Consider the following 13,984-nt stretch of genomic DNA (forward strand, 5'->3'; position numbering starts at 1 on the left):
ACTATAGCATGCCAGATGACCATGCTTGCCGATACCCGCCACCTCAGCCCCTTCACCGCCGTCATCTTCGACATGGACGGCACCATTCTCGACACCGAATCCGTGTTCAAGACCATCGTCTTCGAGGTCTGCACCGAACTGGGCTTCGAGATGACCGAGGACGTGCATCGCTCGATGATCGGCTCGAGCCACGAAACCACCAATCGTCTGCTGCTCGAGGCCTATGGCGTCGCCTTCCCCTATGCGCTGTTCGACGAAAAGTGCAGGGTGATCATGCGCGAGCGCAGCCATGATGGCGTACCGGTCAAAGCCGGGGCGCGCGAATTCATCACCGAGTTGCGCGATCGCGGCATTCCGGCGGCGGTGGCCACATCCTCACGCAATCCTCATGCCCAGCACCATCTGAGCGCCGTCGGCTTGCTCGACCTGTTCGAAACCGTGGTGACACGGGACGACGTGACCTTCCCCAAGCCGCATCCGGAACCGTACCTGCTGGCTGCGCAACGCCTTGGCGTCGAGCCGACCCAATGCCTGGCACTGGAAGACAGCCATACCGGCGTCCGCGCCGCCCATGCCGCCGGCATGCAGACCATCATGGTGCCCGACCTTGTGGGCCCCAGTGACGAGATCCATGCGCTGGGCGTCTCGGTGATGACCAGCATGGTGGATGTGCATCTGGCCGCTTTCCCGCGCCTGCGCCGCTGACCTCTCCTCGCAGCAGCAGCGTTTCAAACCCGGCCACTGCTGGCTAGGGCTTGTCTGCGTGAGCCCAAAACGTGAAGACGCATTAACCACTCCGGTAAACAGATAAAACTGTACGGAATGGCGAAACCTCCCGTTCAGCAACAATCAAGTCATTGAAAATCAAGGCTTTCAATCGCCCCGCGCCTGGATTAACCGTACTTTAACATGCTAAGCGCTATGGTTAATAGGCTGTAAATTTCAGCTTCCATAGTGCGTCCGGCTTGGCTAGTGTGCTGCCGGAATTGAGGACAGGGCCCTTGCGCACTGTCCACATAGAAGGCTCGCCGGATACGGCCGGACGAGCTCAGGGGCAAGGTCGGGGCATTGCAGAACAGCGGCAAGGGTAAATTCGGACGTCTTGCATCGCAGGGGCTGGCATTGTGCGCCGCCGCCCTCGTCCTGTTTGTCACCCTGTCGCCGAGCCATGCCAATGAGAGCCCGGTCCTGCCGGCGCCCATTCCCGAAGCTGTTGCAAAACTCCGCCTGCAGCCCGCCATCGGCCCGACCGCCGTGCCGGTGCGCGCGGGTGAACAGCCCCTGACCGAGGCGCTGCTCGCCAATTACGTCAAGCGCCAGCAGGAACTGCGTTCGGTCGACGTGACGCTGGCCGGTCCGCAGCCCGAACTCAATACCGAGTTGCTGATGGGCTATATTGCCCGCGGTTCGCTGGGTGGCGGCAACACCGCCCTTTCGGCCATTGCCAGCTTTACCGAGCCGGCCGCCCCGCGCCCCGAACCGACCGTGACGCCCGACCTGCTCGCTGCCTATGTCGAAAGCGGTTATCAGCCGACCGCCAAGCGCGTGCAATTCGCCGACAATGAGCGCCAGTGCCTGGCCCAGGCCATCTATCACGAGGCGCGCGGCGAGACCGCCACCGGCCAGCTGGCTGTGGCCAATGTCATCGTCAACCGCGCCCGCTCCAGCAAGTTCCCGTCCTCGTTGTGCGGCGTCGTCTACCAGAATGCCGACAAGGGCCGCTATCGTTGCCAGTTCACCTTCGCCTGCGATGGCCGTGACGATACGCCGAGTGAACGCGCCGCCTGGTCGCGCTCGGTCGCCCTGGCCGGCAAGGTCTATGCAGAATATGCCACCGGGCAAGAAATCGGCGTGCTGCCGCGCTCAGCGCTATACTACCACACCACCGCCGTGCGCCCGTCCTGGGCCAGCACCTTCTCGCGTGTGGCAGCCGTCGACTCCCACATTTTTTACGCCCCCTGATCGCTCAGGCCAGACGCTGAGATAGGTTGGCGAGGAGGCGTGGCGCGGCGACTGTTGCCGTACAGCGTCAAACCCGTTAGGGCTCGGGCCAGCAAGCCCCGGATGAGCCATGACCATCACCGCCACTATTGAATCCCTTGGCCACAAGGGCGAGGGCATCGCCCTTGTCGATGGCAAGCGTGTGTTCGTGCCCTTCACCCTGCCGGGCGAAACGATCGAGCTGAGCTTTGAGGGGGATCGCGGCAGGGCTGAAGCGATCGTCGCACCATCCCCCCATCGTGCCACCCCGTTCTGTCCGCATTTCGGCGTCTGCGGAGGCTGCCAGTTGCAGCATCTGGATGCGCCCAGCTATGCCGCATTCAAGACCGGGCTGGTGGAAAACGCCTTGCGCCAGGCTGGCATCGACCAGTCTGTCGAGGGCTTTGTACTGGCTCATGGCGTCGGTCGGCGCCGCGCCACGCTGCACGCCCGCCGCGATGGCGCCGGCTATATGCGACTGCGCAGCCACGATCTTCTCGATCTCGATCAATGTCCGATCCTCGTGCCTGCCCTGGTGCGTGCGCCCGATATCGCGCGCGCTCTGGGCGCGGCCCTTGGCGATTGCGACATCAGTTTCACCGCCACAAATGCGGGGATCGATGTCGGCATCCGCAAGGCCGCCAAGTCAGTGCGGGTGGAAAAGCTCGTGCCCCTGGCCAATAGTCTCGGCGTTGCTCGGCTGGCGCTGGAGGGCGAAATGGTGCTGCTGCGCCAATCGCCAACCATCACCATGGGGCGCGCCGAAGTGGATCTGCCTATTGGCTCGTTCCTGCAAGCCACGGCTACCGCCGAAGAGGTGCTCGCCGATTATGTGGTCGCCGCGGTAGGCAAGGTGAAAAGCGTCGCCGACCTCTTTTGCGGGATCGGGCCGTTCGCGCTGCGCCTGGCAGAGAAGTCAGCTGTCTATGCTGCCGACAGCGACAAGCCCGCCACCCAGGCGCTGGAAAAGGCCGTGCGTTTTACCAAGGGTCTCAAGACCATCACCACCAAGGCCCGCGACCTTTTCCGCGATCCCTTGACGCGCTTCGAGCTCGATTTCGACTGCGTGGTGCTCGATCCGCCCCGCGCCGGAGCCGATGCCCAGGTCCGCGAGATCGTCGCCTCCAAGCTGGGTCATGTGGTGATGATTGCCTGCGACCCCGCCAGCTTTGCGCGCGATGCCGCAACCTTGCTCAAAGGTGGCTTTTCCATGTCCAACCTGGTCGCCGTGGACCAGTTTGCCTGGTCCAGTCACATCGAAATCGCCGCCACCTTCCGGCGCTCTAGAAAAACGTGATCGCCCAAACGGCGAGAAGAATTTCTTGAACTGATGGCTATTTAGGTCCGATTTCGGCGTTTATATGGACCCCGAGGCCGCCCGATTGCAGGCAAAAACTGCAACCGATCCGATGCTCGCCACGTTTTCTCTGCATAACCAACATCACCAATTCCGGCACGTGGCTCGGCCACGTCGCCTTCATCTTTGTCTGCGGAGAAATCCATGTTCAAATCCTTCGTCGCCACCTCCATCGCTCTTGCAGCACTTGCTGTCCCGGCCATGGCCCAGTCTGCAGCCAATCCCGATGGTGTCTGGAAGGACCAGTGGGGGACCACCTTTACCTTCAAGACCTGCGGTGATGGCACCCAGCTCTGCGGTACGCTGAACGACGTTCAAGGCAATTCGCGTACGCCTGAGAATTTGGCTTTCGTCAACTCGCAGGTCGTGACCGCTGCCCAGACCGCGGATAACAAGTGGGAAGGCCAGATCGCCATGGGCGGTGGTACCGCCAAGGCCATCGTCGAGCAGGTTGACGCCAATACGCTGACCATTACCGGTTGCCGTGCGGCCATCCTCTGCCAGACGCTGACTTATGAGCGCGTCTCCTAAACGAGGCGTCGGTTAAAAAGAAAAGCCCCGGTTCTGCCGGGGCTTTTTGTTTGGCGGGGTCAGCAGACCGTGGCGACCCGCTCCTTGATTACGGCGAGTACGTCGTTGCCGTCCCGCTTCCACCAATTGTCTTGGCTGAAGATTTCGACCTCCTGCGGGCCGAAGAAGCCGGCACTTTCGATCATGGCGCGAATGCCGGGCAGGTCGATGACGCCATCGCCCATCATGCCACGATCGAGCAGCATGTCCTTGGTCGGAACCAGCCAGTCGCAGATGTGATGGGCGAAGATGCGCTTCATCCGCCCGGCCCGGGCAATGGCATTGGCGAGGTTCGGGTCCCACCAGACGTGGTAGACATCAATGGCGACGCCAACGGTCTCCCCGAGCGTTTCGCAAATATCGAGCGCCTGATCGATGGTGTTCACGCAGGCGCGGTCCGCCGCATACATTGGGTGTAGCGGCTCGATGGCGATTTTCACGCCCGAGGCCCTGGCATGCGGCAGCATGGCAGCGATCCCGTCCGTTACCATCTGGCGGGCGCCGCCGATATCGCGGCTGCCTTGCGGCAGCCCGCCAACCACCAGCACCAGGCAATCGGCATTAAGCGCTGCCGCCTCGTCGATGGCGCGCAGATTGTCATCGATATTGGCCTGGCGACCTTCGGCCGTTGCCGCCGGAAACATACCGCCACGGCAGACGCCCGTGACCTGCAACTTGTTCTCGCGCACGATACGGGCGGCTTCATCCAGGCCGATGGCGGCAATCTGGTCGCGCCAGGGCGAGATAGCGGTGATTCCAGCGCGCAGGCATCCATCCACTGCTTCGGCAAAGCCCCATTGCTGGCGGGTCGTGGCGAGATTGAGGGAGATACCGCGCGTCGTCATGATGCCACTCCATGCACGGCCAACACAGCTTTCATCCGTGCCGTTGCAAGTTCAGGGTCAGCCAGCACCCGTGCCTTGTCGGCGAGGCGGAACAGCTCCGCCAGATGCTGCAATGAGCGCGTCGATTGCTGCCCGCCAATCATGGCAAAGTGGTCCTGCAAGCCATTGAGATAGACAAGGAACACCACGCCCGTCTTGTAGAACCGCGTTGGCGCCGCAAAGATATGGCGGCTGAGCGGTACGGTCGGTTCGAGGATATCGAAAAACGCTTTGGTGTCGCCACGTCCAAGGGCAGAGAGGCCTGCAGAGGCGGCGGGGGCGATGGCGTCAAAAATCCCCAGCAGGGCGTGAGAATAGCCCTGTTCGTCCCCGGCAATCAGTTCGGCATAGTTGAAGTCGTCGCCGGTATACATTTTGACCGCTACAGGCAGGCGGCGGCGCATAGCGATTTCCTTCTCGGCAGAGAGCAGGGAAATCTTGATGCCATCGACCTTGTCGGCATTGGCAGCGATGACCTCGAGGCAGGTATCCATCGCCTTGTCGTGGTCCATATTGCCCCAATATCCTTGCAGGGCGGGATCGAACATTTCGCCCAACCAATGCATGATCACAGGCTGCTTTACCTGGCTCAACACATGGCCATAGACGCGGGCATAGTCGTCCGGAGATTTCGCCGCCGCCGCCAGAGCGCGGCTGGCCATCAGGATGACGCGGCCACCCTGCGCTTCAACGAAACCGACCTGTTCTTCATAGGCTTTGATGATGTCGTCGATGGTGACATCGGGCCCGGGCATCAGGTGATCGGTACCGGCGCCATAGGCGATGAGGCTGTCATCGCGGGTCCGCGCTTCGGCCTGCGAACGGCGGATCAGCTCCTGGGCTTCAGTCCATGTCAGCCCCATGCCGCGCTGCGCGGTATCCATAGCCTCGGCGACGCCCAGGCCCAGATCCCACATGCGATGGCGGAATTTCAGCGTCGTGTCCCAGTCGATGACCGGGGTCAGCCAGGGATCGTTCAATGCCAGCGGATCGGCCACAACATGAGCCGCCGAATAGGCAATGCGGGGAAAGTCGCTGGCCTTGACCTTGACGAAGGGAATGGGGTCGCCAGTCAGAGTATAGCGCGTTATCGAGCGATCGGCATTTGGTAGATTGATGGTAGTCATGAATACCCCTCATCCGCCCTTCGGGCACCTTCTCCCGCAAGGGGAGAAGGCAAGCGTATAGGGCGAGGTTTGTCTCGGTGCCCCCTCTCCCCTCGCGGGAGAGGGTGGATCGGCCAAAGGCCGAGACGGGTGAGGGGGCTTCCTCCGTCAGCGACTTAGAATTCCAGCTTCGGCACATCCAGCCAGCGGCGTTCCGCCCAGCTCTTCAAACCAAGTTCGGCGAGCTGGACACCCTTGGCACCGGCTTCAAGGCCATATTCCCAAGGCGCGTCCTCGGCGACGTGACGCAGGAACATTTCCCACTGGGCCTTGAAGCCATTATCGGCCGGCCAGTTGTCCGGCACTTCTTCCCAATCGTTGAAGAAGTTCATGGTCTGCGGTTGATCGGGATTCCACACCGGCTTGGGCGTGTTCACGCGATGCTGGGTCCAGCATTTGTGCAGGCCGGCGACGGCGGAACCGTGCGTGCCATCGACGTGGAAGGTGACCAGATCGTCGCGGCGGACGCGGGTGGTCCAGCTGGAATTGATCTGGGCAATCACCCCGCCTTCGAGCTCGAAGGTGGCATAGGCGGCGTCATCGGTATCGCAATCGAACGTATTGCCCTTCTCGTCGACGCGCTGCGGAATATGGGTGGCGCCAAGGCAGGAGACGGCCTTCACCTCACCGAAGAGATTGTCCATCACGTAACGCCAGTGGCAGAGCATATCGAGAATGATGCCGCCGCCATCGTTCTTGCGATAATTCCAGCTCGGGCGCTGCGCCTTTTGCCAGTCACCCTCGAACACCCAATAGCCGAACTCGCCCCGCACCGACAAAATCTTGCCGAAGAAACCGCTGTCGCGCAGCATTTTGAGCTTCATCAGGCCGGGCAGGAACAGCTTGTCCTGCACCACGCCATGCTTGAGCCCGGAGGCGCGGGCGGTTTTGGCGAGATTGACGGCGACGTCGAGATCGTCCGAGGTCGGCTTTTCGCAATAGACATTCTTGCCGGCGGCCAAGGCCCGCTCCAGCAGGCCGGCACGCATCAGCGTGGTCCCGGCGTCGAAGAAGATGGTGTCATCGGGATTGGCGAACGCCGCATCGAGATCGGTGCCCCAGCGCGCAATATTGTGCTTCTTGGCGAGGGCTTCGATCTTGTCGCGGTCGCGGCCGACAATGATCGGATCGACCACGAGCCGGTCGCCATTTTTCAGCGCAATGCCGCCCTGGTCGCGGATCGCCAGGATCGAGCGCACCAGATGCTGGTTGTAGCCCATGCGTCCGGTGACGCCATGCATGATGATGCCAATGCGCTGCTCGGCCATTCTACCCTCCCTAGACATGCAGTCTGTGTAACTGATTAGTTACTTCACTACAGGAAGCGGACACGCAGCGTCAAGTCGGTCGCGGTTCGACCTTGGTCCGAATATCTGCTTAAGCTTTGCACGCGTGGGGGAGGCGGGGCGGCATATGCGTGACAGCGAGCCTGTGCGCATCGTCACTATGTGGTTACATCAGAGCTTGACAGCTTGATCCCACAGCCGCAAGCTTTGGTGCGGCCATCTGCGGCCTCTGCCGGGGAGCGGCGCCTTTACCGGACAGATGAGCGCTGTTACTGGCTTGTCGTCCTCAATTCTCACCAGCCGACGGTAAACCGACGTGTCCGAGCCCATCTCATCCGCATTGGCGCCGGCGTCGAAATCCAAAGCCGAGCCGGCCAAGCGCCCTCGCAATTCCGCCAAGACCAAGGCTTCTATCCTGGCGGCGGCACGGGTGGAGTTTGCCGATCGCGGCTTCGAAGGGGCGCGGGTGGACGCCATTGCCGAACGGGCCGGCGCCAACAAGCGGCTGCTCTACCACTATTTCGGCAACAAGGAAGATCTTTACCGGGCGGTGCTGCTCGACGCCTATCAGGAGATCCGCAAGGGCGAGCGGGCCCTGTCCCTCGATCAATACGACCCCGTCCAGGCGATGGACCGGCTGGTGCGATTCACCTTCCGGCATTTTCTCGCCAATCCATGGTTTCCGCGCCTGCTCGGCACCGAAAACATCGAGAACGCACGCTTCCTCAAAACCTTGCCCGACATCAAGGCGCTGCATTCCCCGCTGGTTGGGCAGATTGCGGCCATTCTCGATCGTGGGGTAGAAACGGGGGTGTTCCGGCGCGATGTCGACCCGGTGCAACTCTACATTTCTGTGGCCGCGCTGGGGTTTTTCTACGTTTCCAACACCGCCACTTTGTCGGTGATCTTCGAGCGCGATCTCTCCAGCGTCGGCATGGTGCAGGAGCGCGAAGCCCATGCTGTGCAGATGGTGCTGGATTTCTTGCGCACCAAGCCGGGCCCCTGAACGACCGTATCAGGCCGAGCGGTCCAGTTCCTTCTTCTGTCGCCGACGGATGACCGAGGAGGGAATGTTCATGCCCTCGCGATATTTGGCGACGGTCCGACGCGCCACGTCGATCCCCTGCTCCTTGCGCAAGATTTCGGCGATGGTGTCGTCCGAGAGGATGTCCGTCGCCGCTTCTGCATCGATCAACTGCCTAATGCGGTGGCGCACGGCTTCGGCCGAGTGCTCGCTGCCACCATCGCTCGAGGCAATGGCGGTGGTGAAGAAATACTTCATTTCGTAGAGACCACGTGGCGTCGCAATGTATTTTTGCGCGGTGACGCGAGAGACGGTAGACTCGTGCATCTCGATGGCTTCGGCCACCATTTTCAGCGTCATCGGCTTGAGATGGGCGACCCCGTGGGTCAAAAAGCCGTCCTGCTGCCGGACGATTTCGGCGGCGACCTTGGTGATGGTCTGGGCGCGCTGGTCGAGGCTTTTGGTCAACCAATTTGCGGTCGCCAGGCAATCTGAGAGGAAGGTCTTTTCGGCACTGTCCCGCGTCTTCTTGGTGACGGTGGCGTAGTAGACCCGGTTCACCAGAACGCGTGGAAGAATGTCGCTATTGAGCTCCACCTGCCAGCCTCCATCCGGCCCCGACCGCACGAACACGTCGGGCACTATCGCCTCGATCGGGGCGCTGTCGAAGGCCAGCCCCGGCTTGGGGTCGAGCTGGCGGATTTCGCCCAGCATGTCGGCCAGATCTTCGCGGTCGCAGCCCACGGCTTTGAGCAAAGCCGGCATATTGTGGTCGGCGAGCAGTGTGAGATTGTCGAGCAGGCGCTGCATCATCGGGTCCAGTCGATCGCGCTCACGCAATTGGATCGCGAGGCATTCGGGCACGCTGCGCGCAAACATGCCGAGCGGATCGCAGCTTTGCAGCACCCCCAGCACCGCCTCGACATCTTCGACCTCGGCACCAAGCAGATCCGCCACCGCCTGCAACTCGACAGTGAGGTAACCGGCCTCGTTGAGCCCGTCGATCAGATGCAGAGCGATCAGCCTGTCCGCCGGATTGCGCAGCAGCATATGGGCCTGCGCCTCGAGATGGTCGGAAAGCCGCGGCCGCGAGGCGACGAACTGATCGATATCGGGCGCCTCCCCGCCCTCGAAACTGCCATTGCGGTCGGGGCTGCTGCCCTGGCTCAGCTCCTGCGGCGCCTGGTCGGGAAAGACGTTCTCGACCGCGGTGTCATAACCTTCGGCGATCTGGTCGGCGCTTTTGATCCGGTCGCCTTGCGCCACGGTGTCTTCATAAGCACTGAGTTCGGTGGCGCGCTCGGCCGGCTCAGTGGGCTCGGCATCATCGGCGCCGCCTCCCTCTTCGCGCTCAAGCAGCGGATTGCGCAGAAGCTCGGCATCAACGAAGTCGTTGAGCTCGAGATGGCTGAGCTGCAGCAGCCGGATCGACTGCATAAGCTGTGGTGTCAATGTCAGCGACTGGGACTGGCGGAATTCCAGCCGTGGCGAAAGCGCCATGCGTCAACCGTCTCTGTCTAGAATGCAAATCCCGGCCCCAAGGCCGCTTCCCGCCGGCACCATGACTCAAATCGTGGCACGGAGCAAGTTTCGTGCCAGTCTCTTGGCCGACGCTAAATGGAAAAACTGTCGCCCAGATAGACCCGGCGGGCTTCGGGGTCTGCGGTGATGGTCTCGGGGCGTCCCTGGATCATCACCTTGCCGCCATGGATCAGATAGGCCCGCTCGACGAGCCCAAGCGTTTCGCGCACGGCGTGGTCGGTGATCAAAACGCCGATGCCGCGCTGGGTGAGCTGGCGCACCAACCCCTTGACCTCGGCGACCGCTATGGGATCGACACCGGCAAAGGGCTCGTCCAGCAGCATGAACACCGGATCGGCGGCAAGCGCCCGGGCGATCTCGACACGCCTACGCTCACCGCCGGACAGCGCCAGCGCATTGGACTTGGCCAGATGGGTGATGGAAAACTCTTCGAGCAGCGCCTCGAGGCGCCTTTTGCGCTCGGCTCGGCCGCGCACATGGTTTTCCAGAACGGCCATGATATTGCCGGTAACTGTCAGCCCACGAAAGATCGAGGGTTCCTGCGGCAGATAACCGATGCCCAGCTGTCCGCGCTGGAACAGCGGCAGACGGGTGATATCATTGCCATCGAGCAGGATTTTTCCGGCATCGGGTTTGACCAGGCCCATGATCATGGTGAACACCGTGGTCTTGCCTGCGCCATTGGGGCCCAGCAGGCCCACGGCTTCGCCGCGCCGCACCGCCAGCGAGACATCGCGCACCACTGCACGCTTGCCAAAGCTCTTGGCCAGGCTATGGGCGACCAGCCAGCCGGTCTGGTCGATGCGGGGACGGGCGCTGCTATCGGTCATTGCGAGGTGAACACGCCCGTGACGCGACCACCGCCGCCGCTGGTGAATGTCGACACATTGGTGGCCAGATTAACCACCAGCTCATTGGCGCTGACCGTGCCGCCCGAATTGGTGACCTTCACATTGCCGGTCAGGCGCAGCAATTGATCGCCAGGCGTGAACACGGCGCGTTCGCCGGTAGCATCCTGATCACTGGTCTTCAGCCGGACATTGCCGCTGGCCTCGAAACTTTCGATATCATTGGTGCCGCCCGCGCCATAGGTGGCCACCACATTGGGCGCCCACACGGTCACCGTGGGGTGCTTGACCACCACATTGCCGGCAAAAACCGCCTTGCGGCTGGCTTCATCGACCGTAAAGGTGTCGGCGTCAATTTCGACCTGCTGCTGGGCCAGCACCGGTTGGACCAGGCCGGCAAGGACGATAAGCGCAGGCAAGAAGCGCATCATGGCGGTCAGTCTCCGGAATCGAGGGTGAGTGTCACAATGGCTCGAGAAAAAGTCCAGCTTGCGGCATGGGCATCGTAGACCATGCCCTCCGCCCTCACTTTTGTGCCATCGGCGTAATTGATCTCGACTGGACCGCGCGTCGTCAGCAGACGTGCCGGCCAGTCAAAGACAGAGTCGCGCAGCGTTCCCATGGTGCCGGTGGAATCGGAGATCTCGACGATACCCGACACCAAAACCTGCTGCTGGGTCACGTCCAGTTGGGCCCGTGGCGCTTCGGCCTGCATCTGCACGCCGTCGATGCGGTTCAGCACCACGGACGCTTCGGCAAGATCGATGATGTCGGCGTGATCCATCGAGGCGCGAGCGGAGATCGCCGAGACGCGATAATTGCTGCCGTCATCCATGACCCCGGCATATTCGGGTGCTTCCACCATCACCGCCTCAGGCGTGATGCTGATCTGTCCGATGCCGAAGCGGCTGCCCAGGCTCGAAATCACGATCTGGGCGGCCAGGACCACCAGGATCAATGCACCCAGGATCGGCACGCCGATGCGCAGGATCGAGACCAGTCGGTTTCGCCGCTCGAGGCGACGAAACAGCATCTGGCGGTCTTCGATCCCGCGACTGGCGGCCATGCGCATCTATCCGCGTCAGCTGTGGGCGAAGATGTCGGTCTCTTCCCAGCCCATCAGGTCGAGTGCGCACCGCGTCTTGAGGAAGTCGAAGCAGGACTGAGCCAGAGCCGTACGGCCTTCACGCTCCAGCATGCGGTCGAGATGACGCTTCAGGTCGTGCAGGTAGAGCACGTCAGAGGCCGCATATTCGAGCTGGGCGTCGGAAAGCTTGTCACCACCCCAGTCGGAGCTCTGCTGCTGCTTGGAAAGGTCAACATTGAGCAGTTCGCGCACAAGCTCCTTCAGCCCATGACGGTCGGTATAGGTGCGCACCAGCTTCGAAGCGATCTTGGTGCAATAGACCGGGCCGGTGACGACACCGAAGCGGTTCTGCAGCACGGCGACGTCGAAACGCGCATAGTGGAAGATTTTGGTGACACCGGGATCGGACAGAAGTTTGACGAGGTTGGGCGCCTCGGTCGCGTCCTGGGGGATCTGGACCACATCGGCGCTGCCATCGCCGGGCGACAGCTGCACTACGCAGAGCCGGTCGCGGTGCGGATTGAGGCCCATGGTTTCAGTGTCGATCGCAACGGAGCGGCCGTAATTGGAAAGGTTTGGCAGGTCGCCGCGATGCACTCGGATGGCCATGGTCTTTGATCCCATTGTTTTGTTGGCATTCCTCTTGGCACAGAGCGATGGCCAAGAAAAGGCATGGGCGCGCGGCAGCAAAGAATTGGCGTCAATCCGCCTCGGGGCGATATAAAGCTTTCTTTATGTGCCCATTGATTTCCGCCCCTGTTCCTGCGACAAGCAGGGCTGAAAGTGTGGAGAGAGCTGTCTCCACACGCGCACTCCCGCGTGCGCCCTCGCCACTAGCAAAGAGGTTTAACGTGGCCCGTTCGTCTTATCTCTTCACCTCGGAATCCGTTTCCGAGGGCCATCCCGACAAGGTCTGCGACCGGATTTCCGACGAAATCGTCGATCTGGTGTTCAAGGAAGCCAAGAAGGCGGGCATGGACCCGGCCAGCGTTCGCATCGCCTGCGAGACCCTGGCCACCACCAATCGCGTCGTCATTGCCGGTGAAGTGCGCGTGCCCGACACGCTGCTCAAAAGGGGCAAGGACGGCAAGGTGCTGCACGACGCCGCTGGCGCGCCGCTGGTCAACCCTTCAAAATTCAAGTCCGCCGCGCGCAAGGCCATTCGGGCCATTGGCTATGAGCAGCCTGGCTTCCATTGGAAGACCTGCCGTATCGATGTGCTGCTGCACGGCCAGTCGGCTGATATTGCCCAGGGCGTCGATGCAAGCGGCGACAAGGATGTCGGCGCCGGCGACCAGGGCATCATGTTCGGCTATGCCAGCCGCGAAACGCCCGAACTTCTGCCTGCGCCGATCTACTACGCCCACAAGATTCTCGAAACGCTCACCGAAGCCCGCAAGTCTGGCACTGGTCCCGCTGCCGTACTTGGCCCCGATGCCAAGAGCCAGGTGACGGTGAAGTACCAGGACGGCCAGCCGGTCGGCGTGACCCAGATCGTGCTGTCGACCCAGCATCTCGACGAGACGCTGACTTCGGCCGATGTTCGTCGCATTGTCGAGCCCTATATCCGCCAGGCACTGCCGGATGGCTGGATCAGCGACGAGACCGTGTGGCACATCAATCCCACTGGCAAGTTCGTTGTCGGCGGACCTGACGGTGACGCCGGCCTTACCGGCCGCAAGATCATCGTCGACACCTATGGTGGCGCGGCCCCCCATGGCGGCGGCGCCTTTTCGGGCAAGGATCCCACCAAGGTGGACCGCTCGGCCGCCTATGCCGCACGCTATCTGGCCAAGAATGTCGTCGCCGCCGGCCTCGCCGATCGCGCCACGATCCAGCTTTCCTACGCAATCGGCGTCGCCAAGCCGTTGTCGATCTATGTCGACCTGCACGGCACCGGCAAGGTCGACGAGGCCAAGCTCGAAACCGCTCTGGCCGAAGTGATGGACCTGACCCCACGCGGCATCCGCACCCATCTCGACCTCAACAAGCCCATCTATGCCAAGACTTCCGCCTATGGCCATTTCGGCCGCAAGGCCGGCCGCGATGGCAGCTTCTCCTGGGAGAAGACCGATCTGGTCAAGGCGCTGAAAGAGGCGGTGCGGTAGTCCGCGCGCCGGAATTTAGTATTGAGGCGCCACTTCGCCTTTGCCGCGATCCTCACCCTCGGGCTTGACCCGAGGGTGCTTCGTTTTTATGGGCCTCTTTAGCAGCCTTGGGGTCAAGCCAGAGGGGCAGGC

Annotated in this window: 14 protein-coding genes; 6 read left to right on the plus strand and 8 right to left on the minus strand. The window is 62.0% G+C overall.

Going from position 1 to position 13,984, the window contains the following annotated elements:
* Window positions 1–15 precede the first annotated feature (15 nt).
* The 4 genes from BGO80_RS11230 to BGO80_RS11245 all read left to right on the plus strand — a co-directional run bounded on the left by BGO80_RS11230 (window position 16) and on the right by BGO80_RS11245 (window position 3,868).
* Entirely contained in the window at window positions 16–705 is a 690-nt protein-coding gene (locus BGO80_RS11230) for an HAD family hydrolase (protein ID WP_223214062.1), read from the plus strand.
* Window positions 706–1,122: 417 nt separating this feature from the next.
* A complete protein-coding gene (locus BGO80_RS11235; RefSeq protein ID WP_286721549.1) occupies window positions 1,123–1,962 on the plus strand; it encodes a cell wall hydrolase in 840 nt (279 codons plus the stop codon).
* Between the two features lie 109 nt (window positions 1,963–2,071).
* A complete protein-coding gene (locus BGO80_RS11240; RefSeq protein ID WP_286721550.1) occupies window positions 2,072–3,277 on the plus strand; it encodes a class I SAM-dependent RNA methyltransferase in 1,206 nt (401 codons plus the stop codon).
* Window positions 3,278–3,481: 204 nt separating this feature from the next.
* The gene (locus BGO80_RS11245) at window positions 3,482–3,868 is read left to right on the plus strand and encodes a DUF2147 domain-containing protein (RefSeq protein WP_126148714.1); all 387 of its coding nucleotides are present in this window, start codon (window positions 3,482–3,484) and stop codon (window positions 3,866–3,868) included.
* Window positions 3,869–3,927: 59 nt separating this feature from the next.
* On the opposite strand, the gene BGO80_RS11250 is transcribed toward BGO80_RS11245, so the two are convergent.
* The 3 genes from BGO80_RS11250 to BGO80_RS11260 all read right to left on the minus strand — a co-directional run bounded on the left by BGO80_RS11250 (window position 3,928) and on the right by BGO80_RS11260 (window position 7,225).
* A complete protein-coding gene (locus BGO80_RS11250) occupies window positions 3,928–4,752 on the minus strand; it encodes a sugar phosphate isomerase/epimerase family protein (RefSeq protein ID WP_286721551.1) in 825 nt (274 codons plus the stop codon).
* The gene (locus BGO80_RS11255) at window positions 4,749–5,918 is read right to left on the minus strand and encodes a dihydrodipicolinate synthase family protein (RefSeq protein ID WP_286721552.1); all 1,170 of its coding nucleotides are present in this window, start codon (window positions 5,916–5,918) and stop codon (window positions 4,749–4,751) included. The genes BGO80_RS11250 and BGO80_RS11255 overlap by 4 nt, the downstream gene beginning before the upstream one ends.
* A gap of 155 nt (window positions 5,919–6,073) precedes the next feature.
* Window positions 6,074–7,225 (minus strand): Gfo/Idh/MocA family protein, encoded by a 1,152-nt coding sequence (locus BGO80_RS11260; protein ID WP_286721553.1) that lies wholly within the window; start codon window positions 7,223–7,225, stop codon window positions 6,074–6,076.
* A gap of 334 nt (window positions 7,226–7,559) precedes the next feature.
* On the opposite strand from BGO80_RS11260, the gene BGO80_RS11265 reads away from it, so the two are divergent.
* Window positions 7,560–8,249 (plus strand): TetR/AcrR family transcriptional regulator, encoded by a 690-nt coding sequence (locus BGO80_RS11265; protein WP_286721554.1) that lies wholly within the window; start codon window positions 7,560–7,562, stop codon window positions 8,247–8,249.
* A 9-nt stretch (window positions 8,250–8,258) separates the two neighbouring features.
* Here the strand turns inward: BGO80_RS11265 and rpoN are convergent, their stop codons facing one another.
* The 5 genes from rpoN to BGO80_RS11290 form a co-directional block, all read right to left on the minus strand.
* Window positions 8,259–9,767, minus strand: a complete 1,509-nt coding sequence (rpoN, locus tag BGO80_RS11270) for an RNA polymerase factor sigma-54 (protein WP_286721555.1) — start codon at window positions 9,765–9,767, stop codon at window positions 8,259–8,261.
* A 113-nt stretch (window positions 9,768–9,880) separates the two neighbouring features.
* Window positions 9,881–10,687 (minus strand): LPS export ABC transporter ATP-binding protein, encoded by an 807-nt coding sequence (gene lptB, locus BGO80_RS11275; protein WP_502686570.1) that lies wholly within the window; start codon window positions 10,685–10,687, stop codon window positions 9,881–9,883.
* Window positions 10,636–11,088: an LptA/OstA family protein gene (locus BGO80_RS11280; RefSeq protein ID WP_286721556.1), complete on the minus strand. Its 453-nt coding sequence runs from the start codon at window positions 11,086–11,088 to the stop codon at window positions 10,636–10,638. Before BGO80_RS11280 ends, lptB begins: the two co-directional genes overlap by 52 nt.
* Window positions 11,089–11,093: 5 nt before the next feature.
* Window positions 11,094–11,723, minus strand: coding sequence for a hypothetical protein (locus BGO80_RS11285; RefSeq protein WP_286721557.1), 630 nt, complete (start codon window positions 11,721–11,723; stop codon window positions 11,094–11,096).
* Between the two features lie 15 nt (window positions 11,724–11,738).
* The gene (locus BGO80_RS11290; RefSeq protein WP_126148723.1) at window positions 11,739–12,353 is read right to left on the minus strand and encodes a ribonuclease D; all 615 of its coding nucleotides are present in this window, start codon (window positions 12,351–12,353) and stop codon (window positions 11,739–11,741) included.
* A 242-nt stretch (window positions 12,354–12,595) separates the two neighbouring features.
* Between BGO80_RS11290 and metK the strand changes: the two genes are divergently transcribed.
* The gene (gene metK / locus BGO80_RS11295) at window positions 12,596–13,852 is read left to right on the plus strand and encodes a methionine adenosyltransferase (protein ID WP_126148724.1); all 1,257 of its coding nucleotides are present in this window, start codon (window positions 12,596–12,598) and stop codon (window positions 13,850–13,852) included.
* Window positions 13,853–13,984 lie beyond the last annotated feature (132 nt).

This window comes from Devosia sp. 63-57, from assembly GCF_001899045.1.
GTDB classification, from domain to species: Bacteria; Pseudomonadota; Alphaproteobacteria; order Rhizobiales; family Devosiaceae; genus Devosia; species Devosia equisanguinis.